At 61.4% G+C, this 23564-nt stretch carries 21 protein-coding genes and 2 tRNA genes; 7 read left to right on the forward strand and 16 right to left on the reverse strand.

All coding sequences use genetic code 11. The features are described 5' to 3' along the window. Positions 1-464 precede the first annotated feature (464 nt). Positions 465-540, reverse strand: a tRNA-Arg gene (locus tag KIH81_RS08620). A 219-nt stretch (positions 541-759) separates the two neighbouring features. On the opposite strand from KIH81_RS08620, the gene KIH81_RS08625 reads away from it, so the two are divergent. Continuing rightward, positions 760-1386 (forward strand): CYTH domain-containing protein, encoded by a 627-nt coding sequence (locus KIH81_RS08625; protein WP_214304992.1) that lies wholly within the window; start codon positions 760-762, stop codon positions 1384-1386. Positions 1387-1405: 19 nt separating this feature from the next. Here KIH81_RS08625 and KIH81_RS08630 read toward each other — a convergent pair whose 3' ends face one another. From KIH81_RS08630 to KIH81_RS08640, 3 genes are all read right to left on the reverse strand, one after another. Next, positions 1406-2374, reverse strand: coding sequence for a tetratricopeptide repeat protein (locus KIH81_RS08630; protein WP_214304993.1), 969 nt, complete (start codon positions 2372-2374; stop codon positions 1406-1408). 86 nt (positions 2375-2460) lie between these two features. Then, positions 2461-3498 carry a DUF8094 domain-containing protein gene (locus KIH81_RS08635; protein ID WP_214304994.1) on the reverse strand — a complete coding sequence of 346 codons (1038 nt, stop codon included), beginning with the start codon at positions 3496-3498 and terminating at the stop codon, positions 2461-2463. Next, on the reverse strand, positions 3495-4694 hold the full coding sequence (locus KIH81_RS08640; protein ID WP_214304995.1) for a hypothetical protein: 1200 nt from the start codon (positions 4692-4694) through the stop codon (positions 3495-3497). The genes KIH81_RS08635 and KIH81_RS08640 overlap by 4 nt, the downstream gene beginning before the upstream one ends. An 81-nt stretch (positions 4695-4775) precedes the next feature. Here KIH81_RS08640 and KIH81_RS08645 point away from each other — a divergent pair, with 81 nt between their 5' ends. After that, positions 4776-5765, forward strand: coding sequence for an FKBP-type peptidyl-prolyl cis-trans isomerase (locus tag KIH81_RS08645; protein WP_214304996.1), 990 nt, complete (start codon positions 4776-4778; stop codon positions 5763-5765). Between the two features lie 194 nt (positions 5766-5959). Here the strand turns inward: KIH81_RS08645 and nucS are convergent, their stop codons facing one another. The 10 genes from nucS to KIH81_RS08695 form a co-directional block, all read right to left on the reverse strand. After that, a complete protein-coding gene (gene nucS / locus KIH81_RS08650) occupies positions 5960-6775 on the reverse strand; it encodes an endonuclease NucS (protein WP_214304997.1) in 816 nt (271 codons plus the stop codon). A 278-nt stretch (positions 6776-7053) separates the two neighbouring features. Next, positions 7054-7347, reverse strand: coding sequence for a F0F1 ATP synthase subunit epsilon (locus KIH81_RS08655; RefSeq protein ID WP_109057989.1), 294 nt, complete (start codon positions 7345-7347; stop codon positions 7054-7056). Beyond that, on the reverse strand, positions 7347-8834 hold the full coding sequence (gene atpD, locus KIH81_RS08660) for a F0F1 ATP synthase subunit beta (protein ID WP_109057990.1): 1488 nt from the start codon (positions 8832-8834) through the stop codon (positions 7347-7349). The genes KIH81_RS08655 and atpD overlap by 1 nt, the downstream gene beginning before the upstream one ends. A 9-nt stretch (positions 8835-8843) precedes the next feature. Further along, positions 8844-9764 carry a F0F1 ATP synthase subunit gamma gene (locus tag KIH81_RS08665; protein ID WP_109057991.1) on the reverse strand — a complete coding sequence of 307 codons (921 nt, stop codon included), beginning with the start codon at positions 9762-9764 and terminating at the stop codon, positions 8844-8846. A gap of 3 nt (positions 9765-9767) precedes the next feature. Then, positions 9768-11396 carry a F0F1 ATP synthase subunit alpha gene (gene atpA / locus KIH81_RS08670; RefSeq protein ID WP_109057992.1) on the reverse strand — a complete coding sequence of 543 codons (1629 nt, stop codon included), beginning with the start codon at positions 11394-11396 and terminating at the stop codon, positions 9768-9770. 80 nt (positions 11397-11476) lie between these two features. Continuing rightward, complete coding sequence (locus KIH81_RS08675) at positions 11477-12307, reverse strand: F0F1 ATP synthase subunit delta (RefSeq protein WP_214304998.1); 831 nt, start codon at positions 12305-12307, stop codon at positions 11477-11479. 46 nt (positions 12308-12353) lie between these two features. After that, a complete protein-coding gene (locus tag KIH81_RS08680; RefSeq protein WP_109057994.1) occupies positions 12354-12875 on the reverse strand; it encodes a F0F1 ATP synthase subunit B in 522 nt (173 codons plus the stop codon). A gap of 89 nt (positions 12876-12964) precedes the next feature. Then, positions 12965-13195: an ATP synthase F0 subunit C gene (gene atpE, locus KIH81_RS08685; protein WP_109057995.1), complete on the reverse strand. Its 231-nt coding sequence runs from the start codon at positions 13193-13195 to the stop codon at positions 12965-12967. Between the two features lie 116 nt (positions 13196-13311). Beyond that, positions 13312-14121, reverse strand: coding sequence for a F0F1 ATP synthase subunit A (gene atpB / locus KIH81_RS08690; RefSeq protein ID WP_109057996.1), 810 nt, complete (start codon positions 14119-14121; stop codon positions 13312-13314). Between the two features lie 466 nt (positions 14122-14587). Continuing rightward, entirely contained in the window at positions 14588-15628 is a 1041-nt protein-coding gene (locus tag KIH81_RS08695; RefSeq protein WP_109057997.1) for a homoserine O-succinyltransferase, read from the reverse strand. Positions 15629-16101: 473 nt separating this feature from the next. Here KIH81_RS08695 and KIH81_RS08700 point away from each other — a divergent pair. After that, a tRNA-Met gene (locus tag KIH81_RS08700) sits at positions 16102-16178 on the forward strand. Positions 16179-16229: 51 nt separating this feature from the next. Here the strand turns inward: KIH81_RS08700 and brnA are convergent. Beyond that, positions 16230-16463 carry a type II toxin-antitoxin system BrnA family antitoxin gene (brnA, locus tag KIH81_RS08705; protein WP_170115054.1) on the reverse strand — a complete coding sequence of 78 codons (234 nt, stop codon included), beginning with the start codon at positions 16461-16463 and terminating at the stop codon, positions 16230-16232. Positions 16464-16657: 194 nt separating this feature from the next. Further along, on the reverse strand, positions 16658-18601 hold the full coding sequence (locus KIH81_RS08710; protein WP_214304999.1) for a cell surface protein: 1944 nt from the start codon (positions 18599-18601) through the stop codon (positions 16658-16660). A 247-nt stretch (positions 18602-18848) separates the two neighbouring features. On the opposite strand from KIH81_RS08710, the gene KIH81_RS08715 reads away from it, so the two are divergent. From KIH81_RS08715 to KIH81_RS08730, 4 genes are all read left to right on the forward strand, one after another. Continuing rightward, positions 18849-21083, forward strand: coding sequence for an alpha-1,4-glucan--maltose-1-phosphate maltosyltransferase (locus KIH81_RS08715; protein ID WP_420829140.1), 2235 nt, complete (start codon positions 18849-18851; stop codon positions 21081-21083). Between the two features lie 168 nt (positions 21084-21251). Next, a complete protein-coding gene (locus tag KIH81_RS08720) occupies positions 21252-21746 on the forward strand; it encodes an inorganic diphosphatase (protein WP_214305001.1) in 495 nt (164 codons plus the stop codon). 169 nt (positions 21747-21915) lie between these two features. Next, complete coding sequence (locus tag KIH81_RS08725; RefSeq protein ID WP_109057824.1) at positions 21916-22494, forward strand: manganese efflux pump MntP; 579 nt, start codon at positions 21916-21918, stop codon at positions 22492-22494. Between the two features lie 144 nt (positions 22495-22638). Continuing rightward, positions 22639-23343, forward strand: coding sequence for a hypothetical protein (locus KIH81_RS08730; RefSeq protein ID WP_214305002.1), 705 nt, complete (start codon positions 22639-22641; stop codon positions 23341-23343). The last annotated feature ends 221 nt before the right edge of the window (positions 23344-23564 follow it).

The raw sequence follows: 23564 nt of genomic DNA on the forward strand, positions 1-23564 counted from the left end.
GGCAGGGGTTCCCATGCCTAATTTCATGTCAAGTTCATGGTTATCTCAGGGAAAACTCAGGGAGGCCCTGACATGGGCTCCGTCATACGAGCAGGGTCTCTTGTCTGGCGGACAACACGGCTCCAAACCACCCGCGAGCAGTATGCAACAGCCTCGCAGCGGTCTTTTGAGTACAGAAGCGCATTCATTCTGTACCAGCGAGACCGCCAAACACCTTTTCTGCGGTCCTTTCAGTACAGAAACCCTCGTCTCCTGGACTGAAACGACCGCAAATCCCCTCCTCAGCGTCCATTTGATGATAGGAACGAGCGCCTTCTAGCTCGAAACGACCGCAAATCGCCTGCCCAGCGACGGTTTCATGCCAGAAGCATCCGTCTTCTGTACCGAAACGATTGCTTAGTCCCACCGGCCTGATACGAAAAACGGGATTCCAAGACCTTGCAAGCCTTGGAATCCCGCCAATCTGGTGGGCCCAAAGGGGATCGAACCCTCGACCTTCTGTTCCGGAGACAGACGCTCTATCCACTGAGCTACGGACCCAGACAACTTCACTACTGTACACCACGCCCGGCCGGCCCGCACCCATCGGTCCGCCATTCGCAGCGATTTCACAGGTTCGACGAGGCCCATCGCGCAGAACAGCACGAAACAGCACCAACCGCCGCGTGGAATAAGCCCGCCGGCGCGCCCCGACTGCAAACCGTTGCAACAACGATTGCAAACCCCGCAAATCCCCGCGCTTCGCCCTACAATGGGGCTATGTCGGAACCCACAGATGACTTCGAATACGAGCGCCGCTTCTTCTGCCGCGAACTGCCGGCGGAATATGACGACGGCGATGCCCCGGCGCTCATCATTCAGAGCTACTACGTGTACACCGACAATTACGCCTTGCGCGTGCGGCTGCTCTCGCACAGCATACAGATGGACATGACGCCCGATTTGGACCCGATCGCCGTGCTGGAGGACAACCGCGAGCGCTTCTCCGAGGCATACGTCACCGTCAAAGGCCCGTCCGTGGGCGGCACGCGCTATGAGGTGGAGCGCGAGATCGATACGCGCATCGCGGTCGAACTCGTCAAGCGCGGCGGCAGGGTGGTCATCAAGAACCGTTATTCCGTGTGGATCGCGGAGGACGGCTGGAGCGTGGACGTGTTCGGCGGCCCAAACGCGCCACTCGTGGTGGCCGAGGCCGAGCGCGCCACGCCCGTCACCAATCTGACGATTCCGAAGTTCTGCATCACCGAAATCACCGATCAGCCACGGTTCAACAACGACGGACTCGCCGAGCGGCCGTTCGGCGAGTGGAGGGATGACTTCGAACGGGAGCTGGCCAAGGAGGGCCCGCACTTCCAGCCATATTTTGGAAAGAACCGGATGGCGTAGCGCGGGTCAAAGCCTCGGCTCAGTACATCAGCGTGGCGAGGCGACGGCGGGCGCGCTTCAGGCGCTCATCGGTCGGCTCGGGGATGGCGAAGTACTCCAGCAAACGCTTGCGTACCTCGTCCAGGTCGGCCTTGTGTCCGGCGGCGAGGAAGTCCAGCAGACGGTCGAAGGCGTCCTGAATCTGGCCGCCGATCATATCGATGTCAGCCACGGCCAGCTGCGCCTCGACGTCGTCCGGGGCGGCGGCCGCGGCAGCGCGCACCTCACGCACGTTCGCCTGGCCGGAGCGGGCCAGCAGCAGCGCCTTGGCGCGTTCACGGGCGGCAAGCGCATCGTGCGGGTCGGATTCCAGCACGCGAGCATATTCGGCGGCCGCACCGGCGTAATCGCCCTCCTCGGCCAGACGATGGGCCTCGGCGTGCTCGGGCGGCACCTGATCGGCACCCGCACCGGCGGCACCGGCGGACTTGGCCGCATCCGAATCAGGATCGCCGGAGTACGGCGCGGTGCCGCTCACACCGGCCTGCGCGGCGGCCTGGATGATCTTCGGAATCACCTCGTCGCACAGCTGTTTGACCTCGTCGTCTCCCGGCAGACCCTGCAGCAGCGGCATCGGACGGCCGCCGATGAGAGCGAACAGCGCGGGCGCGCCCTGCACCTGCAGCGCCTGGGCGATGGACGGGTTCGAGGCGATGTCGATACGGGAGAGCTGGATCTTGCCGTCCAGCGCGTTCACCGCGTCGCCCAGCGCGCGGGCCATCGGGAAGAGACGGTCGTCCGTGGGCACCCACAGCAGCATGAGGATCGGGAACGTGGCCGAGGTCTGCACCATGGCCTGGAAGGTGTTCTCGTTGGTGTCGATCACATAGCCGCCGGCCGCGGGAGCGCCGCCCACCTGCCCCGGTTCGGCCTTGACTTGATGCTTCAGGGCCTCCAGATCCACGGCCCCCGCCAGGGACACTCCGGGATGGAACTGCTGATCAGCCATACTTGCCTCCACATTGCTTCACGAATACAAAAAACGGTGCCGGAACCGATTGTAGTTCCGGCACCGCGAGTACGCAGCGGATATGCTCAGAGCGCTTCGACCTTGACCGGTTGGCGGTCGGCGCCCACGGCGGTCACCTGTGCATCGGCCCCGCCGGCCTTGGGGATGTACAGCGCCACCACGTTCACGTACGTCACCTGCATGGTGCTGGTGTACTTGTCGCTGTTGTACAGGGCCTTCTCGTCGTCCGAGGCGGGCTGCGATTCGCGGCCGTCGCCGGCCTTGCGCACCCATACGGAGTTGATGCGGCCCACCACGAGCTCGCCACCTTCGGCCGAGCGCATGACCCACATCTGGTCGGGCACGGCCTCGAAGGTCTGCTGCTGGGTGCCGTTGTTGCGTTCCATGCCGGCCTGCACGTCCGCGGCGGTCTTGGCCAGGTTCTGGCGCAACAGATCGTCCGCGAACTTGGAGGCGTACTGGCTGTTCGAGCCGTTCTGCAGCACGTCCGCATACTGGGTCAGCGCGTCGGCGGCGGTCATGACCAGGCCGCTGTCCTTGGCGGAACCCTGCTTGGAGCCCAGCGTGGGAATCTCGAACTTGGGCAGCTGCGCGCCCTCGAACAGACGGGCCATGGCCACCAGCTTGTAGTTCTGGCGGGCGGACGCCTGGTTCATCACCAGCAGACGCTTGGACTGCTGGTCCGACGTGGTGGTGGTGATGGTGAACACCGAGCGCGGCCAACCGTCATCGGTGGGAATCACGACCTGCGCCACGTCCTTCGGAATCACGGCGAACTTGCTCAGGGAACCGGTCTTCTGTGCCACGGTGATCTGGCTGCCGCGGATCTCCAGCTGCGGGCCGCCCATCACGGCGGCGAGCTGGTCCACGCTCTTGGCCTGATCGGCCGCGTCGATCCCATCGAGAATCGCCAGTCGAATCTTCTTCTCCTGCGCTTCGGTCAGGTCAGGCGTGGCCTGGGTGGACGAATCGGCCACCGGAGTGGGCAGCTGGCCTTCGCAGGCGGCCAACGGGGTCACCATCGCGGCGACGGCGAGCGCGGCGACGGCGAGCCTGCCCCACCGTGCGAATGGTGCACGTGCGAACGTATTCGGCTTGTTCATCGGCTCTCCTCCTGTCCGTGGTCGTCCGTACCGCCGCCGTTGTTGACCTCCTGGGCCAAGCGGGAGAAGTACGCCTGCAGTTCGTCGGGCGTGATCACCGAAGTCGATTCGGCATCGGTGTTGGCGGCAGGCAGCGGCGATGCGCCGGTCTGGTCGGATGCGGCCGGTGCCGCGGACTGCTGGTCGGCGACCAGGTTGCGGGAGGCGGGATCGATGATGGTGGGCGACTGTGCGACGGATTCGTCGGTGCCGGACTGCTCGCTGACGGCCGGCGTGGCGCCGCGGCGATGCGAGGCGTGACGACGACGCTTGCGACCGGCGGCATCGCCCGAAGCCGGGTACGACGGGGCCACGGCTCCGGAAGCGGCCCGTTCGGCACGCTCGGCGAAGGACAGCCCGGCCTCCACGACCTCATGGGCCACGCCTTCGATCACGCGCTTGTTGCGGCGCTTGTGCGGCGGCATGGCGAACACGGAGGCGCACAGCACGGCGATGATGGCCAGCAGTCCGCCGGACAGGTAGAACGGCATGGCGAAGTCCGGCACCTCGGAACGCACCCAGTTGAGCTTCACGGTGGCGTCCGCGTTGCCTTCGCCCAGATCCACGATGGCCACGGTGGCACCGGTGGCCTTCTTCACGTTGAGCGTGGCGGAACCCGTGCCGCACTTGACGGAGGTCCACAGATCGGAGTCCTTGAACGCCACCTCGGCGGTGGAAGCGGAGGCGGCGGATGAATCGGACGAGCCGGACGAATCAGAATCGGACGACGAACTATCCGAGCTGCCCGAGCCGGAGCCGGCACGCTCGGTGCTCAGCGTGGTCCACGAGCTCAGCCCGGTGATCCGCTGGTATGCATCCGAACCGACCCAGCCGGTCACATCCTTGGCGGGGCCCAGCGCCACGCACGTCTGGCCGGATGAGGACCGTGATTCCACGGTCAGCGTCGTGTTCTGGTCGAGCAGGTCAAGTACGCCCGGATCGGTGATGATGTATTGCGAGCCGGTGATGCTGGCGGAAGCGGTGATTTCGGTGGACGGCTTCCAGATCGTGGCATTCAAAACCCCCAGCACGATCGAGGCCACCGCAAGAAGTCCGAAGATGGGCGTCACCACGCCGCGCATGATTGTGGCATGCCGAGTAGGACGCTTTGGCTTGGCGTCCTGGTTCGGCTCTGTTGTCTGTTCTTCAGCACTCATAACGTTCCCATTCTACAATCTTCACCTCTTGATTACTCAAAACAGGCTGAAAATCAGGGTTTGCCGGTAGGGTGGTGTGTCATGCGCAAGTCTTCCCTGACCAAGAATACGGTCTCTTTCCTGACCAAGTCCGCGGCCCTCGCCTGCTCGATGATCATGTGCGTCTCGCTGGCCGCCTGCTCGTCGTCCTCATCCTCCTCGGACTCCAAGGATTCGTCCAAGTCCTCGTCTTCTTCCTCCTCCTCCTCGTCCTCCGGTTCGGAGAAGAACCAGATCGCCGGCGTGACCGCCACCGGCAAGCTGGGCGAGAAGCCCACCATCTCCTTCAAGGCCCCGATGACCGTGTCCGACGGCTCGTACGTGGTGCTGCAGAAGGGCGACGGCGACGTCATCGAGGACGGCGACCGCGTGTGCTCCCAGGGCATCGCGCTGAACGTCAAGGACGGCACCGAGCTCATGGACACGTGGACCAAGAACACCCCCGACTGCTCGATGGTGGTGGACTCCTCCACGCTGAACTCCACGTATTACAACCAGATCAAGGGCGCCAAGCTCAACACCACCATCGGCTTCGGCGTGAACGACGAGAACTCGTCCGGCTACTCGTACATCCTCGCGATGACCTTCGTCTCCAAGTCCAAGGACTACACCAAGGCCACCGGCGAGAAGGTCAAGGACGTGCCCGCCGACCTGCCGAAGGTCACGCGCGCCAAGAACGGCAAGCCCTCCATTGACATGAACGGGTACAAGGGCAGCAGCGAACTGGTGGTGCAGCCGCTCATCAAGGGCTCCGGCGCCAAGGTGCAGGAATCCGGCTCGGTCAAGGTGCAGTACACCGGCTGGCTGCTGGACGGCACGCAGTTCGATTCGTCCTGGGACAAGGGCCAAGCCACCGAGTTCGCGCTGAGCGACGTGGTCAAGGGCTGGAGCCAGGGCCTGGCCGGCCAGACCGTCGGCTCCCAGGTACTGTTGGTGGTGCCGCCGGACCTCGGCTACGGCGACAAGGCCCAGGGCTCGATTCCTGCGAACTCCACGCTGGTCTTCGTGGTCGACATCCTCGCCACGTACTGATCCGTTCTGATAGGACTTGGCCCCCTCTGACGAGGGGGCTGTCTCATGAAACGAGACTGGGGGAGAGAAGCGGCGGCTTGCCGCGGGAAACAGCATCGGTCATAGGCCGATTCCTTCATTCCGACGACTGCGTCGCGATCTCTCCCCCAGTCAGCTTCGCTGACAGCCCCCTCGTCAGAGGGGGCCAAGTCATATCAGAACAGTCTCAACGAATCGTCCTCGGTGCCCTTCATATCGTCATAATCAAGGATGAGACACGTGAAGCCACGGTCCTTGGCGAGCACCTGGGCCTGCGGGGTGATGGTCTGCGCGGCGAAGATGCCGTGCACCGGAGCCAGCAGCGGGTCGCGATTGAGTAGCTCGCAGTAGCGTGTGAGCTGCTCAACGCCGTCGATGCCGCCATGACGTTTGATCTCCACGGCCACATGTTCGCCGTCGGCGTTGATGGCCATGATATCCACCGGGCCGATGGCCGTGGGATATTCGCGGCGCACGAGTTTGGCGCCCTTGCCGATACGTTCGATCTGCTCGGCCAGATACCGCTGGAGATGATCCTCCACGCCGTCCTTGATGAGGCCCGGATCCACGCCCAAATCATAGGACTGGTCGGAGTAGACGTGGTACAGCGTGACCTCCAGCACATCCGAGCCCTTGTCCGAGGTGACGCGCAGCACCTTTTCCACGTGTTCGGCGGATTCGGTGGAATCGGCAACCGCCTCTTCGGCCGCAAGGGACTCCTCCAAAGACGAAGTATCCGCATCGGTCCCCGCTCCCCCGCTCGTCAGGGCATCGGACGATGCATCGTCCTCGGGAGCCTCGGACGTCTCCGGCGTGATCTCGCGGATCGTGCACGGTGCCGCCATCCAGTTGAGCGGCTTGTACGAGCCCAGCTCGGAGAAGATGAGCAGGCTGGAATCGGCCTTGATGAGCAGCACGCGCTTGGCCGGGGGCAGCGAGGCGTTGAGTCGGCCGGAATACTCGGCGGAACAGTCGGCAACAATGATTCGCATAGGCCACCACTGTAACGATGCCGCATAACAAGTCTCTTTCTGACTACCCTCAGTCAGCTACGCTGACAGTTCGTCCTGCAATTAATGACGAACTTCGTTCGCGTTTTGTTGGCTCGACTGTCGTCTCGCACATCGCCTACAAACAGCTCTGCTGTTTGCTTCACGGCAATGTCCTCAGAAAGGGGAGCCAGAGAAGAACGAAAGGCTCCCTTCGGGAAAACCCAAAGGGAGCCTAACGAGCCAAGACACGGCTCAAAGGAAGCTCAAGCGAGCGACACTCACTCCTGACCGGAGTACTGCACGTCGTGGCCGCGTTCGACCGCCACGGTGAGCTTGTTCGAGTCGAAGGAGATGAATCCGTCGGTCACCTCGAACATGTGGCGAACGCCATCGGGCTCAACCACGGTGAGCGTACCCTGCTTGATCACCGTGAGCACAGGCTCATGGTCCGGCAGAATGCCCATGCCGCCTTCGGAGGCGGGAATGGTCACGCTCGACGCTTCGCCGTGCCACACCGGGTGGTCGGCGGCGACGATGTTGACCTTCATCGTGGTCTTTTCCGATTCAGCCATCACTCACCAAGTTCCTTCTGCATGTTGTGCCACTTCTCCTCGAGGTCGTCGATGCCGCCGATGCCGGAGAATGCCTGCTCCGGGACGTCGTCGTACACGCCGTCGCAGATGCGGGTGAAGGCCTCGATGGTCTCGTCGGCCGGCACGTAGGAGCCGGGGCGACCGGTGAACTTCTCGGCCACGTAGAAGTTCTGGCCGAGGAACTGCTCGATGCGGCGAGCACGGTTCACGGTGGTCTTGTCCTCCTCGGAGAGCTCGTCGATACCGATCAGGGCGATAATGTCCTGCAGCTCCTTGTTACGCTGCAGAATCGCCTTGACGCGGTTGGCGCACTCGTAGTGGGCCTGGCCCACGTAACGCGGATCGAGGATTCGCGAGGTGGAGCTCAGCGGGTCCACGGCCGGGTAGATACCCTTGGAGGCGATGTCACGGGAAAGCTCCGTGGTGGCGTCCAGGTGGGCGAAGGTCGTGGCCGGGGCCGGGTCGGTGTAATCATCGGCCGGCACGTAGATGGCCTGCAGCGAGGTGATGGAGTGGCCTCGCGTGGAGGTGATGCGCTCCTGCAGAGCACCCATCTCATCGGCCAGGTTCGGCTGGTAGCCCACGGCGGAAGGCATACGGCCCAGCAGCGTGGACACCTCGGAACCGGCCTGCGTGAAGCGGAAGATGTTGTCGATGAACAGCAGCACGTCCTGGTTCTGCACGTCACGGAAGTACTCGGCCATGGTCAGTGCGGTCAGCGGCACGCGCAGACGGGTACCCGGCTGCTCATCCATCTGGCCGAAGACTAGGGCGGTCTTCTCAAGCACGCCGGCCTCGTCCATCTCACCGATCAGATCGTTGCCCTCACGGGTACGCTCGCCGACGCCGGCGAACACGGACACACCGCCGTGGTTCTGGGCCACGCGCTGAATCATCTCCTGAATCAGCACGGTCTTGCCCACGCCTGCACCACCGAACAGACCGATCTTGCCGCCCTGCACGTACGGGGTCAGCAGGTCGATGACCTTGATGCCCGTCTCGAACATCTGGGTCTTGGACTCCAGCTGGTCGAAGGCCGGCGGGTTGCGGTGGATGGGCCAGCGCTCGGTGACGGTGATCTGCTCATCCGGCTTCTTGTTGAGGATGTTGCCGGACACGTCGAAAACGTGGCCCTTGGTCACGTCGCCGACCGGCACGGAGATCGGGGCGCCGGTGTCGTACACGGCGGCGCCGCGCACCAGGCCGTCGGTCGGCTTCAGGGCGACGCAACGGACCGTGGAGTCACCGAGGTGCTGTTCGACCTCAAGGGTGATCTCGGTCGACTTGGCTTCGCCTTCCTCCTTGGCGCCGGTGTTGACGATGGTCACGTGGAGGGCGTTGTAGATGTCGGGCATATGGCCGACCGGGAACTCAACGTCGATAACCGAACCCTGGACTCGGGTGACGCGACCGTGAACCGGCTCGCCGTTGGTCTCGGAAGCCACAGTGGTCTGATTCTCAGCCATAGTGCGTTCCTACTCTTCCTTTGTGTTCAGCGCGTCAGCGCTGCCGATGATTTCGGTAAGTTCCTGGGTGATCGAGGCCTGACGCGAAGCATTGAGCTTGCGGGTGAGGTCGTCGACCAGATTGCGTGCGTTGTCCGTTGCCGTGTGCATGGCGTTCTGGCGGCTTGCGGTCTCGGAGGCCGCGGCGGTCAGCAGGCACTCGTGGATACGGGACTGGACGTACTTCGGCAGAATCGCGTCCAGCACCTCGTCCAGGCTCGGCTCGAAGGAGTACAGCGGGGAGATGTCCTCCGCGGCCTTCTCGTTCTCCGGGTCCGGGACCTTGGCTTCGTTCTCCACGATCTCCACGGGCAGCATGCGCAGCACGCGCACCTTCTGGACCACCATGTTGATGAACTCGGTGAAGACGATGTAGAGTTCGGAAACTCCGCCCTTCTCCGCCGGCTTCATGTAGGCGTCCATCAGAGTGTTGGAGATCGTCTCGGCGATCTCGACGCCGGGCTGGTCGGTGTCGCCTTCCCATGTGGCCGCCACGTCACGGTTGCGGTACTTGTAGTACGTCGAACCACGACGGCCGTACACGAACAGCTCCGGCTGCTTGCCATCCGCCTCGAGGCGGGCCAGCAGCGATTCCGTTTCACGGATGATCGAAGAGGTGTACGGGCCGGCCATGCCACGATCCGAGGTGAGGGCGAGAACAGCCACGCGCGGGTTGCTCTCGTCCTTCACCGCGATCGGATGCGTGATATGGGTATGTGCCACCAACGCTTGCACGGCATCGAAAATCGCATCGGTGTACGGCTTCGCGTTCAGGGCCACGTCACGGGCCTTGGCGATGTGCGAAGACGCGATCATCTCCTGGGCGTTGAAGATCTTCTCCAACGACTCGGTGGAGTGGATGCGTGATTTCAATGCGAGTTGCGAGCCCATGGCTTACTTCTCTCCCGCCACGATCTTTTCCTGCTCGACCGGAGCGGCCTTGGACGTGTCGGGCTTCTTCTCCACCAGCGGCTTGCCGGCGGAGGTGACGAAGGTGGCACGGAAGGCGTCCACGGCCTTGCCGAGTGCAGCCTCGGTGTCGGCGGTGAAGTCCTCGGTCTCGCGGATGGTCTTGAGGATATCGGTGTTGTGGTCGAGGTAGTCCAGCAGACCCTGCTCGAACGGAAGCACGTCGGCCAGCTCGAGGTCATCGAGCTTGCCATGGGTGCCGGTCCACACGGACACGACCTCCTGCTCCATCGAGTACGGGTGGAACTGCGGCTGCTTCAACAGCTCGGTCAGGTGGGCACCACGGGTCAGCTGGGCCTTGGACGCCGCATCCAGATCGGAGGCGAACATGGCGAAGGATTCCAGCGAACGGTACTGCGCCAAGGAGATCTTCAGCGTACCGGAGACCTTCTTGAGAGCCTTGGTCTGTGCGGCGCCACCGACTCGGGAGACGGAGATACCGACGTCCACGGCAGGACGCTGGTTGGCGTTGAACAGGTCGGACTGCAGGAAGATCTGGCCGTCGGTGATGGAGATCACGTTGGTCGGGATGTAGGCGGACACATCGTTCGCCTTGGTCTCGACGATCGGCAGACCCGTCATCGAGCCGCCACCGAGGTCATCGGAGACCTTGGCGCAGCGTTCGAGCAGACGGGAGTGCAGGTAGAACACATCACCCGGGTAGGCCTCACGCCCCGGCGGACGACGCAGCAGCAGGGAGATCGAACGGTAGGCTTCGGCCTGCTTCGACAGATCGTCGAAGACGATGAGCACGTGCTTGCCGTTGTACATCCAGTGCTGGCCGATGGCCGAGCCGGTGTACGGCGCGATGTACTTGAAGCCGGCGGAATCGGAAGCCGGGGAGGCCACGATGGTGGTGTACTCCATGGCGCCGGCGTCCTCCAGGCTCTGCTTCACCGAGGCGATGGTGGAGCCCTTCTGGCCCACGGCCACGTAGATGCAGCGCACCTGCTTCTTCGGGTCGCCGGATTCCCAGTTGGCCTTCTGGTTGATGATGGTATCGATCGCGATGGCGGTCTTGCCGGTCTGGCGGTCGCCGATGATGAGCTGGCGCTGGCCGCGGCCGATCGGCGTCATTGCGTCGATGGCCTTGAGGCCGGTGGACAGCGGCTCGTCGACCGGGTGGCGGTGCATCACGTCCGGAGCCTGGGCTTCGAGGATGCGGCGGCCTTCGCTCTTGATCTCGCCGAGGCCGTCGATCGGGTTGCCCAGCGGGTCGACGACACGGCCGAGATAGCCGTCGCCGACGGGCACGGAGAGCACTTCGCCGGTACGGCGCACTTCCTGGCCTTCCTCGATTCCAGCGAAATCGCCGAGAATCACCACGCCGATTTCACGGGCGTCAAGGTTGAACGCCAGGCCGAGCGTGCCGTCTTCGAACGTCAGCAGCTCATTGGCCATGCAACCAGGCAATCCCGTCACGTGGGCAATGCCATCGCCTGCCGTGGCGACATATCCCACTTCCTGGGTGGGGGTGTCGCTCGGCTGGTAGGACGAGACGAAGTCGTCCAAGGCCTTGCGAATCGAGGCGGGATCGATGGTCAGTTCTGCCATGATCACTCCTTCTATTGGTTATTGTTCAGTCAAGTCTTTGCTTGTGTTCCGCTGCGCGGATGGGCCGGGAGCCGGTCCGCTCAGTTGGTGTCCGCCTTCACGGTACGGTGCAGGTTCTGCAGCTGTGCGACCACGGTGTTGTCCGTGACCTCGTCGCCGACCTGGATGCGCATACCGCCCAGGACCCTCGGGTCCACCACGGAGTTGATGTGCACCGGACGTCCGGCCTTGGCCGAGTAGACCTTGGTCAGTCGCTCGATCTGCTCCTTCTTGAGCGGGGTCGCGGTGGTCACGGTGACCATGGACTCGCCCATGTGGCGGGAGAACTTGTTGATGAGCCACTGGATGGTCTCCAGGTAGCGGCGGCGACGCAGGTTGCAGGTGGCGTGTTCGGCCAGGCGCATGGTGATCTTGTTCAGGCCCTTGCCGTCGAAGATCTCACGGAACAGCTTCACGCGGGATTCGCTGGTGGCCTGGTCGTCGTACAGCTTGGCACGCACGACCGGCAGCGTCAGCAGCGCGGAGTGCAGCTGGGACAGCTCGATGGACACCTGCAGCGTGGCGTCGGTGGCGTCGGCGTAGTACATCATGGCGTCCACACCGAAGTCCTCCACCGCGTTGGCGATGTCTCGCGCACGGCTCCAACGACGGGAGACCAGATCGGTCATGATCTCCAGGGTCATCGGATGCTCCGCGCCCTTGAACAGCTCCTTGAGCACCGCGATCTTGTCGGCCACCGGCCTGGAGGGGTCGGTCAGCGCTCGTTCCAGCGGAAGGTTGCGGTCGAGCACACCGGTGATCTTGAACAGTTCGTTGCCGATCCGCCATGCATCCTCACGGGTGTCACGCAGCTTCGGGGCGAGCGAGTCACGCGACTCGCGGTCTGCAATACGAGATGCCTCTCCTCGCATGGTCACCTCCCTTTCTGGTTACGGATGTTCCTGACGATGTTCACAGTCACTTCTTGGCGTCCAGGTCGTCGAGCAGCGAGTCGATCATCGAGGACTGCACGTCGCTGTCCTGCAGCTTGGCGCCGAGGATCTTGCCGGCCAGGGCGGTGGCAAGCGCGCCGACCTCGCCCTTGAGCGAGACCATGGCCTGCTGCTGCTGGGACTTCAGCGAACGCTGGGCGTTGGCGGTGATCTGGGCCGCATCGGCTTCGGCGCGGGCACGGGCATCGGCCACGATGTGGGATGCCTCGGCGCGGGCGTCGTCGCGGATCTTGGCGGCCTCCACGCGGGCGGTGCTCAGCTGGGCCTCGTACTTGGCCTTCGCCTCGGCGGCGTCCTTCTGAGCCTGCTCGGCCTTGGCAATGCCGCCTTCGATCTTGGCGGCACGCTCATCGAACACGGCCTGGAACTTCGGCATGAAGAACTTGTAGAAGAACACCGCGATGATCAGCAGGATGATCAGCGACCATACGATGTCATAGACCTTGGGGATGAACAGATTGATTCCGTCTTGCTCCGCGAAAGTCATTGTCGTTCTCCTTTCATTGCTTCGTTTCCGTTGTCATTCACGATTCCGTTGCACCATCACGCCGTACGGGTGCGGCGCAACGGCAACGATCAACGGAAGATGAAGCCGGCGACCAGACCGAGGAGGGCCAGAATCTCGACGAATGCCAGACCCAGGAACATCAGGGTCTGCAGACGGCCGCCGAGCTCAGGCTGACGAGCGGTGCCTTCGATGGTCTTGCCGATCAGGATGCCCAGACCGATGCCAGGGCCGATGGCGGCCAGGCCGTAGCCGATTGCGTTGAGATTACCAGCGACCTCAGCGAGGGTGATGATATCCATGGGTTTTTCCTTTCTGGTTTTTCTTCTATACGAAGGAAATATTGAAAATCTTGTGGTTTGGAGCGATGCGTTCCGCGAGCGGCCCGGTGTTCGGGCGTGTGCTCAAGCGGTTGCGGTCACTCGGCCTCCGGGTAGCTCATGTTGATGTATGCGGTGGTCAGCATGGCGAAGATGAAGGCTTGCAGGGCGGCGACCAGGATCTCGAACAGGGTCATGGCCAGGCCGGCGGCGAAGGTGCCCACGCCGAGGATGGACCACAGCTTGTTCGGGATTTCGATGAGGAACCACTGGGTCGCGGCGAGGCACACGGCCACGGTGATGTGGCCGGCCACCATGTTGGCGAAGAGTCGCAGGGTCAGGGAGACCGGGCGGATCACCAGCAGCTCGAGCAGCTGAATCGGGGTCAGCAGGATGTAGATGGGGGCCGGAACGCCCTTGGGGAAGAGCTCGTCCTTGAGGAAGTGGCCGAGGCCCTTCTCTCGTGCGCCGGCGATCCAGTACTGCACGAAGCACCAGCCGGCGAAGACCAGCGGCATGGTGATCGTGGCGGTGGCTGCGATGTTGAAGCCGGGGATGATGCCGCACAGGTTGAACACCAGAATGGTGAAGAACATGGTGGTAATCATCGGCAGATAACGCTGGCCACGCTCCTTGCCCATCACCTGATAGACGATCTGGTCACGCACGAACTCGATGACCCATTCGATGGCGCCCTGCCAACGACCGGGAATCAGCTTCGCGCGCGCGGCCGAGACGCCCAGGACCACCAGCATGATCGCCGTGGCGATGACGCGCACCATGATGATGCGGTCCATGGCGAACGGCGTGCCGGGGAAGATGATCTGGGGAAGAAGGAAGTCGTCGGTGGTCGGGAATTCCGGACCATCCGCGGCCAAAGCAAGCCCGCTGAAAAGGGCATCGTTCATTCTCACGCCTCCTGCTTCTTCAATGTCAGGTGTCAGTTTAGACCAGCGGAACGGCCGAATGTGACGTTGCGGTTACTTTCGCCATTCCACTCCGGGGTATGCCATGCGTGGACTGGAGTCGACGCTGGGCATTCGACTCCGAATGACTGAAAGGTGATTATTGGCCTGCGTTGGGACAAAGTCAACGGCCACCGGGCGTGTCCGGCCTGAGCCTTACTGCCGTAAGGGATTTATGGTTTTGTTATCTTTCGATTCCGTATTAGACGGTTGCGTGCGAGGTGCCGGGTTTCGTTCATTCGGCAGTCCGCATAATGGACATGTCAGTGTCCGCGTTGCGGTCAATTTCGAACCGCCGAACCAACATTTTTCCTGTCCGATTCGTGGACACCTTCGACCGCGGCGCGGCAAATTCCGGCAAAGCGCAAAGAGCAAGGCCCCGTCAAACCGACATCGGCCGAAGGGAGTGCTACTTCCCCTGAATCACCCCATACCCGTCATGCATGAACGGCGCGAAGTTGTCCTTACGCGGACCGCCGGGCAGATGACGAATCGATCGATCCGTGCCCAGCTTCTTCTCGGCCCTGAGCTGCGGCACTTCGGTCAGGTCGTATGGCGTGGTCTGGTACACCCAGTTCAGCCAGTTGCGCCACAACAGGTTGCCGTGCGCGCGCCAGCTGAACAGCGGTTCCAGGGACGGGTCGTCGTGCGGGAAGTAGTTCTGCGGGAACGGCACGTTGGTCATGCCCTTCTTCATGTCGCGCTCATATTCTTCCGCGAGCGTGTACTTGCCATACTCCCAATGGCCCAAGGCGAACACCTCGGAGAAGTCGCGCGTGGCCACCAGACCGGGGCCGGACTGCGGGCCCCAGGTCAGCACCTGAAGTTCCTGCTTCTTCAGGGCCAGATCGGCCTCGTTCACGCCGGCGAGGCGGGAATGCGGCTGGAGCGCGATTTCGTCGAAGCCATTGGTCAGGAAGCAGTATTCGTCCTGCAGGTACTGGGGGAAGACGCCGAAGATCTTCTGCGGGTAGTCCACCTTGCGCACGCCGTAACGGTAGTAGAGCGCACCCATGGCGCCCCAGCACAGATACATGGTGGAGAACACGTGGGTGGAGGCCCAGTCAAGGATGGTCTTGAACTCCTCCCAGTAGTCCACCTCCTCGAACGGCATGTGCTCCACAGGGGCGCCGGTCACCACGAAGCCGTCGTAGTAGTTGTCGCGGAAAGCGTCGAGCGTTTCGTAGAACTTGACCAGATGATCGGCGGAGACGTGCGTGGCCTCGTGGGTGGAGGTCTTCATGAAGTCCACTTCCACCTGCAACGGGCTCTTCGAAACGAGACGCAGCAACTGGGTCTCGGTCTCGATCTTCTTGGGCATGAGATTCAGGATCACCAGTTTGAGCGGGCGGACGCGCTGACGCTCCGCCTCGGGCTTCTCAAGCGCGAAGATACGCTCCGAGTCGAGGATGTCACGGGCCGGCAGGCCACTGGGGATCTTGATAGGCATGCTCCCATTATGTCCTTCCGCCGGATATGTCGCATGCAGGTTCACCCGAAGCCGGCCCGATGCGCCATAGATTCCGTTTATGGCGCGTTATTCGAGAGGTCGGCCGCATTCGCCGGGGCGAACGGATGCCCCACCCAATCCCTCGCCTAATCCCCGCCCCTCACATAATCCCCGCCTACGAGCCTCGAGCCCTTACGTCCCGACCACCTTGTCCTTTCGTATGAGATCCGGACGCCCCATACGCCTCGCCCCGTCCACGCACCCTGCACACGCCACACTTCCTCCGTACTTTCGCGCGAAAGCACGTCTCACCCAAGACTCGCGCATTTGAGCGTCCGAATATCCCCTGCGCCCCGCCACTCTCGCGCCCGCGTTCCGTAAACATAAAAACGCGACACGCCGAAGACACACCACACATTGACTTTTTCCGACGCATCAGTAAAGTAGATAGAGCTGTCGAAAAGACAAGCCGACGCGGGGTGGAGCAGCTCGGTAGCTCGCTGGGCTCATAACCCAGAGGTCCATGGTTCAAATCCATGCCCCGCTACCAACAAAAGGTTGGAATCCAATCGGATTCCAACCTTTTTCGTTTCCGGCCGCCTCAGGCTTCGCTCGTAGAGTCCACCCGCCGACGGTCACGACGAAGCCGCTCTGCTATCCACGTATTCACCACGGCATTACGGCTAATCGCCAATTCACTCGCCTCTTTGTCCAGCTCGCTCACCATCCACGCCGGCATAGTGAAGGTAACGCGCTTCTCCAATGGCGGATGGTGTTCTACGACTGCGTGATCCATGTCAAAGTAGTCGAGGACATCTTCCCCATTGTCAAACATCTCATCCAACTGTTCACCGGCAATCGCGCCTTTGCCGGACTCATTCACTTTGCTCATAGAAGTCCTCCTCGTTCTTCCGCGAACGCCGAACCGAGATAATTCGAATTCTCTTGCCCAGAGGACAAACGGCTATTGAAAAGGCCAGAAATCCACAAAGAATCTTCTGGCCTTTTGTCCCAACACATCAGAACCGCTTACAAGCTCCGTCGCTTAATCGCGGCAAGCATCATAATGCCCACCGAAAGCACCGAAACCCCAATCCCCGACAACAACAAAACCGCAGATCCCGTCTTACCAAGCTGCTTTGAAGTGGTTGTCACTTCCGGCTGTTTAAGCTCCTCTTCAGGCTCTGGCTCTTCCCGAAGTTCCAGCTCTAGCTCGGTTGCATACGTACGCTCTTGGGCGTCATCATATCGGCTGGAGACCAGCGCTGCCCGATCGTCACCATCGAACGACCATACGAAGACATACCATCCGCTTCGCTCCGCAGTTATAGTAATGGCCTTTCCTTCAGCATCTTTTTGCCCAGCACCTACTTTGTAAGTGCCGTTCTCTGCCGGTACATTCCATTGAGCGACCAACTTATGATTGGCGTCTTCTTTGTCCGGCACCTTCTCGGTAGAAGGTTCATATGCATCATGATTGGAAGAATCATCAGCATCTCCGGACCACCAAACACTTACTTGGGCATACGGTAGATCTGCGTCGAATTCATATTTCTCGTTTCCTGCAAACGAACCATGCTTTTCCGGAAATCCCGACACGGTAATTGTGTCACTTAAATCCGAACCAATTTCTACAAGTTGCTCCGTAACTTGCGAAGAGACTTCAATTGAACGACGGGTTAGATTCGTCTCTGACGGTTCAAGGAAGCTGCTCGTCCAATCACCTTCCATATATTTTTTCACATTATCATCCTGGACGGCACGCTCAAAGGCCCAAACCCAAGTACCAAAATCGCTATTCTGCTTCGCTAAATATTCTTTCTCCCCGTCAATCTCGGTCACAGCTCGCACCTGAATAGTCTGCTCCGGATGTTCAAAGGAGGCTCTACCGTACGCAACTGGCTTGTGTCCATCCGAAGCAAGTCTTTCCAAGAATTCCGCCGTAGTCTCATACTCCATTGGAGTTATGGTCTTACCTAAATCATCGGCATCAATGCCATCAAAGTAATATCCAGAAGCCAATACCTTCATTCCGGTATCCCATTGACCGGATTCGAGCTTGCTAGTCACCTCATCAGATACGGAATCTCCCGTTTCAATGATTTTATCCGTTACTCGCGTTGAAACCGATGGCTGAAAAATAGACCGGCCAACTTCGAACGTAGCCGAAACCCCATCCTGCGTAATCGAATTGGCCAAAGCCACCATATCTTGAGCACTATCAGCCTCAATCAGTTGCTCACAATCATAAGAAACCTCTGCCGTTACTTCGCCTTCCCCGTCAGATTCCCACGACAAGGATTCAGCTGTCTCTTCAGAGATACCAGAGAATGTATTATCTCCATTCCCGACAAAATGAGCAGGCCCCTTCAACGTTACTGTGTACTTCACCCCGGCAATCGGGTTGCCTAAAGAATCCATCACGGCAACCTCGACCGCACCCGAATGAGGCGATTCCGTTTCTGTTCGAATAACTTGAGCTTTCGCCGGCACCTTATCAGCCGATTCATTCCAAAGTTTTTCTGCTAAATCAATAACATTAGGATGCTGTTCTTTGAGCGCCGCCCTGTGCCCATTCCATGCATCTTCCATCTTTCCAAAGTTATCTTGAACTATAACGGAAATTGCTGCATGCGTTTCAGCATCTACATCATGATATTTTGAAAGAATCCAAGCCATACGTCGAGCTTCTACAGTGTTCTGAACAAATGTCGTTGAACCAATAGCTCGATCTGTCATCTTTCCGGCTTCGATACAGTAATAATGCCGCCCTTGATTATCCGTTCCGACCAATCCTTGATAAAACCACTTATCGTCGTACTTAAATTTGATTCGAGTTTCTTCAGTAGAAGGAGTGAGAGTGATTTCCTCATCCGCATAAGCGGAAACAGCTGCCACAATCCCGAGCATCAGGGTTAGGGCTAGGAGCATTGTTAGTGCGGCCATGCTCTTGCGCCGCCATTGTGTTGCCATCTCTCGGATCCTTTCCGTAAGGGCCGCGCGCTTCCTTACGTGCGGCTAGGTCGAGCATGGCAGTTTCGCACACACAATCCCAACATTTCCAACCGATGTGGCCCCGGCTCCCCAACAGCCGGGAAGTTGTGGATAACCGGCCAGCAAAGTTATCCACATCACACTGTTTATCGAACGTTTACACGAAAGTTATCCACAATGCACAAGAAATACCACGAAATGCACGTACCCCCTTAGAATGGGCAGTATGGCAGTACAACAAAGCGCAGAGCGCAATATAAGTAGTAACCCAGACTCCAAGGCCTCGAAGTCAAAGGCGACTTCTGCCGCCAAGAAGACCACGACCCGCCGCAAACGGGTTGACCCCGAAACCCGCCGCATGAACCAGGCCCTCAACGGGCTGGTGGGCGAAGCCCCCGCTCCCGTCATCGATGCCAGCGAGCCCGGCCAGTTCGGCCGCATCAACGTCATGGACATCACTCCCGCCGAGGAACGCGGCATCTATCCGGCCCGCGTGGAGATCGGCGAACCCTTCAAGGTGACCGCCCAGGTCTTCATCGAAGGCCGCACCAAGGTGGGCGCCACCGCCGTTGTGCGCAATCCGCGTGGCAAGGAGACCCTGCGCCTCCCGATGACCTGCACGAACCCCGGCCTGGACCGTTGGGAAGTCACGCTCAAGTGCGGCGAGCACAGCGATCTCAAGCCGTGGGACGAAGGCTACGCTGCCGTCAAGCGCCAGCTGGGCATCTGGACCGTAACCGTCGAAGGCTGGGAGGACACGTATATCTCCTGGCTGCATGACGCCACCATCAAGGTGAAGGTCAAGGACGATGTGGAGAACGCGCTGGATTCCGGTGCCGAGCTGCTCGCCCGCTGGGCCCTGACCAAGGACGCAGGCCTGTCCGCCAAGGACCGCAAGGTGATCGAGCAGGCCGCCGAGACCATGGCGAACAAGGAGCTCGCGCCTGAGGATCGTCTGGCCGCAGCCACCGACCCGGCCGTCAAGGCCCTGCACGAGACCCATCCGCTGCGCGACGGCCTCTCCCCCAGCCAGCCGCAGCGCTTCAAGGTGGAGCGCCCGAAGTCCAGCTTCGCCGCCTGGTACCAGTTCTTCCCGCGCTCCGAAGGCGCCACCGTGGACCCGGAGACCGGCAAGATTACGCAGGGCACCCTGAAGACCTCCATCGCAGGCCTGGAACGCGCCAAGGCCGAAGGCTTCGACATCGTCTACCTGCCGCCGATCTTCCCCATCGGCGTGACCAACCGCAAGGGCCGCAACAATTCGCTGATCGCCGGCCCGAACGATCCGGGCTCCCCGTTCGGCATCGGCTCCGAACTCGGCGGCCACGACACCGTGGATCCGCTGCTGGGCACCATGGATGACTTCAAGGCCCTGTGCCAGCGCGCCCATGAGCTCGGTCTGGAGATCGCGCTCGACTTCGCGCTGCAGTGCTCGCCCGACCACCCGTGGGTCAAGCAGCACCCGAACTGGTTCCGCCACAAGCCGGACGGCACCATCGCCTTCGCCGAGAACCCGCCGAAGAAGTACCAGGACATCTACCCCATCGACTTCAACGCGGACATGCCCGGCATCGAGAAGGAAGTGGAGCGCGTCCTCAACCTCTGGATCGAGGCTGGCGTGACCATCTTCCGCATCGACAACCCGCACACCAAGCCGGTCCGCTTCTGGCAGGACGTGATTGCCGCCGTGACCAAGAAGCACCCGGAGATCCTGTTCCTGGCCGAGGCGTTCACCCGCCCGGGCATGATGCGCGCGCTGAGCTACGTGGGCTTCACGCAGTCCCACTGCTACTTCCCGTGGCGCAACACCAAGGAGGAGCTGGCCGAGTACCTGCCGATCACCAACGGCGACGACGGCTACTACCAGCACAACACCTTCTGGCCCACCACGCCGGACATCCTCACCGCCTACGTGCGCGACAACGGCATCGCCGGCCACTGCGTACGCGCGGTGCTGGCCGCCATGGGCTCTCCGAGCTGGGGCATCTACAACGGCTTCGAGCTCATCGAGAATAAGCAGCGTCCGGGCTTCGAAGAGCAGATCGACAACGAGAAGTACGAGGTCAAGGTCCGCGACTGGTCCAAGGCCGAGAAGTACGGCGTGGCCAAGATGCTCACCACGCTCAACAAGATCCGCCGCGAGCACCCGGCCGCGCTGAGCTACCACAACCTCACCGTGCTGCCCACCTCCGACCCGAACATCCTGGCGTTCGCCCGCCACACGCCGGCCGAACTGACCGGCACGGGCCAGGCGGACACGCTGATCGTGGTGGTGAACCTGGACGGCCACAACGCGCACCAGTCCACCGTGCACATCGAGCTTGACGAGCTGGGCCTGCCCACCGACCGCCCGCTCAACGTGCGCGACGAGCTGACCGGCCGCGAGTTCCAGTGGGGCTGGGACAACTATGTCTCGCTCGCCCCGTGGGCCGACGTGGCGCACATCCTGTCCGTGCAGTGATCGCGCAGGACTGTGCAGCAATCGACTGATCAGTCCATAGGAAAGCGGGAGTCGGAGATGTCCGGTTCCCGCTTTTCCGTTCTCGGACCGCGACGCAGCGTGACTGCGCGCCGCCCGAGGTAGTAGTGTGTGTAACGAATAGTTTGCCGATTCCCTAAGGAGAAAACAATGGCAGAAACCTTCAACGTCGTGGTCGAGATCCCGCGCGGTTCCAAGAACAAGTACGAAGTCGACCAGGAGACCGGCCGCGTCTTCCTGGACCGCGAGCTGTTCACCGCCATGGGCTACCCGGATGACTACGGCTACATCGAGGGCACCCTGGGCGAGGATGGCGATCCGCTGGACGCCCTGGTGATGGTCAACAACTCCGTGTTCCCGGGCTGCGTCATCGAGTGCCGCGCTGTGGGTCTGTACCACATGGAGGACGAAGAGGGCGGCGACGACAAGGTGCTGTGCGTGCCGGCCGATGTCCGTTACGACGGCATCAAGGACGTCAAGGACGTCAACGAGTACCACCTCGCCGAAATCAAGCACTTCTTCGAGCAGTACAAGGCCCTGGAGCCCGGCAAGGAAGTCAAGCCCGGCGATTACTGGACCGGTGCTGATGTTGCGGAGAAGGAGATTGTCGAAGCTCGTCAGCGTCTCGCCGATTCCCAGAAGTGACGCTCTGACGTTCTGACTTCATGGCTTCCCTCACACGAGGGAAGCCATATTTGTTTGGTCCTTTCGTGTATAATGCCTTCTTGTCTTTTCAACTAGGCGTAGGCGGCGTGTGGGGACGCTGGTCGAGGCCCATCGCGCGGATGCCCGGCGATGAACCTTCTTCATATTCATGATTTCGATCATCATTCAAACCTTGTTGATTTCCGTTTCCGTGGCTATGGATGCGTTTGCCGTTTCCATCGGAAAGGGACTGACCGTCACGCGGGTCCGCGTGCAGGATGCCATCAAAACCGCGCTCTGGTTCGGCGGATTCCAGGCGTTGTTCCCGATTCTTGGCTATTTCGCAGCCTCGACGTTCAGCTCATACGTCACCGCGTTCGATCATTGGATCATCTTCGGCCTGCTCGTGTTCATCGGCGGCAACATGGTGCACGAGGCGTTCGAGGAGGACGAGGAGAACGCCAAGGAAACCGCCCAGTTCGACTGGAAGCACATGCTCCCGCTGGCCGTGGCATGCAGCATCGACGCCTTCGCCGTGGGCGTGAGCCTGGCGTTCATGAAGACCAACATCATCTTCGCCGTGACCACGATCGGCGTGATCACCGGCCTGTTCTCCGCCGCGGGCCTCTACATCGGCCGCGTATTCGGCTCCCGCTGGCAGAAGCCTGCGCAGATCGCAGGCGGCGTGGTGCTGATCCTCATCGGCCTCAAGGTGCTGCTGGAGCATCTCGGCATCCTGGCGCTGTAGTCGCTGCTGCAATCACCGCTGCAATCGATGTCGGGCAGGCACAGGCTTCCGAAGCGCAAGTCCGCAGCAAAAGCCCGCAATCGTCCGCTTTCCTGCGCACGACGTAGGATATTATGAGACGTTTTCCTACCGAGAGGCTTCAACATGAGCGAAATCACCCAGCCGAATTGGAAGAACAAGGCTTTGGGCATGTTGCTGACCCAGTTCACGGCCTATGTGCTGCTCATCGCCGCCACGGCCATCCCCACCCGCGGCATGTTCCCGGCCATTCCGCTGATCATCGCGGCACTGGTGCTGGGCGAATTCGTGCTGTTCTGGCCGTTCCGCGGCTCCACGCTGGACCGTGCGGTCACCATCGCGTTCGGCGTGGCCTCGCTGATCTTCGTGGCGGCGCCGTTCCCGTCCGGCGACGTCCCGCCCGAGCAGATCGCCAAAAGCGGCGAGGCCTACCCGTGGTATTCATGGGCGCTGGCCGCCGGCCTGCTGCTGCTGGTGCTGGTGATCTTCTCCTTCGGCCGCCAAATGGCCCGTGAGAACCGTTCACACCTCATCCGTTCGCTCTCCCATGCCGTGACCTCCGGCGTGGCCGCCATCGCGGTGGCCGGCTGGTGCTTCCTGCCGGCGCTGGGTTCCATGCTGCTCAGGGGCACCACCGCCGGTACCGTGACCGTCATCGTGCTGGTGGTTCTGGCGCTCGCCCTGGCCGTCGCGTCCACGCTGTGGGTGCGTGACGCAGACCCGGATCCGGCGATTCGCCACCCGTGGATCGGCACCGGTCTGCTGCCGGTGATGCTGATGGGCGTGACCATCGCCGCCGCGACGCTGATCCTGTCCCGTCTGGGAGCCTGAAGCCGGCTCTGCCGCGCCCCGGAATCATTCAACAATCATTCCAATACCTGACACCGTGCCCCGTTTGTGAGTTGCCTCGCAGACGGGGCACGTTCATATTCCGCATACGTAACATCCATGTGTCCCGCACACGCGCGTACAATAATGTCAACGTGACGGCAGCGGCGTGACAACGTTCGACTCACGGACCTTGCATCGATAAGAATCGCGGTCCTGCCGCG

This window comes from Bifidobacterium miconisargentati (genome assembly GCF_019331675.1).
GTDB classification, from domain to species: Bacteria; Actinomycetota; Actinomycetes; order Actinomycetales; family Bifidobacteriaceae; genus Bifidobacterium; species Bifidobacterium miconisargentati.

Excerpts from the sequence above, each read along its gene's own strand:
- atpB (WP_109057996.1), bottom strand. The coding sequence starts at position 14,121 with ATGAACGATGCCCTTTTCAGCGGGCTTGCTTTGGCCGCGGATGGTCCG.
- KIH81_RS08630 (WP_214304993.1), bottom strand. The coding sequence starts at position 2,374 with ATGGCTGATCAGCAGTTCCATCCCGGAGTGTCCCTGGCGGGGGCCGTG.
- KIH81_RS08710 (WP_214304999.1), bottom strand. The coding sequence starts at position 18,601 with ATGGCAACACAATGGCGGCGCAAGAGCATGGCCGCACTAACAATGCTC.
- KIH81_RS08635 (WP_214304994.1), bottom strand. The coding sequence starts at position 3,498 with ATGAACAAGCCGAATACGTTCGCACGTGCACCATTCGCACGGTGGGGC.
- KIH81_RS08640 (WP_214304995.1), bottom strand. The coding sequence starts at position 4,694 with ATGAGTGCTGAAGAACAGACAACAGAGCCGAACCAGGACGCCAAGCCA.
- KIH81_RS08720 (WP_214305001.1), top strand. The coding sequence starts at position 21,252 with ATGGCAGAAACCTTCAACGTCGTGGTCGAGATCCCGCGCGGTTCCAAG.
- KIH81_RS08655 (WP_109057989.1), bottom strand. The coding sequence starts at position 7,347 with ATGGCTGAATCGGAAAAGACCACGATGAAGGTCAACATCGTCGCCGCC.
- KIH81_RS08645 (WP_214304996.1), top strand. The coding sequence starts at position 4,776 with ATGCGCAAGTCTTCCCTGACCAAGAATACGGTCTCTTTCCTGACCAAG.
- KIH81_RS08675 (WP_214304998.1), bottom strand. The coding sequence starts at position 12,307 with ATGCGAGGAGAGGCATCTCGTATTGCAGACCGCGAGTCGCGTGACTCG.
- KIH81_RS08730 (WP_214305002.1), top strand. The coding sequence starts at position 22,639 with ATGAGCGAAATCACCCAGCCGAATTGGAAGAACAAGGCTTTGGGCATG.
- KIH81_RS08625 (WP_214304992.1), top strand. The coding sequence starts at position 760 with ATGTCGGAACCCACAGATGACTTCGAATACGAGCGCCGCTTCTTCTGC.
- KIH81_RS08680 (WP_109057994.1), bottom strand. The coding sequence starts at position 12,875 with ATGACTTTCGCGGAGCAAGACGGAATCAATCTGTTCATCCCCAAGGTC.
- KIH81_RS08725 (WP_109057824.1), top strand. The coding sequence starts at position 21,916 with ATGATTTCGATCATCATTCAAACCTTGTTGATTTCCGTTTCCGTGGCT.
- KIH81_RS08665 (WP_109057991.1), bottom strand. The coding sequence starts at position 9,764 with ATGGGCTCGCAACTCGCATTGAAATCACGCATCCACTCCACCGAGTCG.
- KIH81_RS08695 (WP_109057997.1), bottom strand. The coding sequence starts at position 15,628 with ATGCCTATCAAGATCCCCAGTGGCCTGCCGGCCCGTGACATCCTCGAC.
- atpE (WP_109057995.1), bottom strand. The coding sequence starts at position 13,195 with ATGGATATCATCACCCTCGCTGAGGTCGCTGGTAATCTCAACGCAATC.
- brnA (WP_170115054.1), bottom strand. The coding sequence starts at position 16,463 with ATGTTTGACAATGGGGAAGATGTCCTCGACTACTTTGACATGGATCAC.
- atpD (WP_109057990.1), bottom strand. The coding sequence starts at position 8,834 with ATGGCTGAGAATCAGACCACTGTGGCTTCCGAGACCAACGGCGAGCCG.
- atpA (WP_109057992.1), bottom strand. The coding sequence starts at position 11,396 with ATGGCAGAACTGACCATCGATCCCGCCTCGATTCGCAAGGCCTTGGAC.
- nucS (WP_214304997.1), bottom strand. The coding sequence starts at position 6,775 with ATGCGAATCATTGTTGCCGACTGTTCCGCCGAGTATTCCGGCCGACTC.
- KIH81_RS08715 (WP_420829140.1), top strand. The coding sequence starts at position 18,849 with ATGGCAGTACAACAAAGCGCAGAGCGCAATATAAGTAGTAACCCAGAC.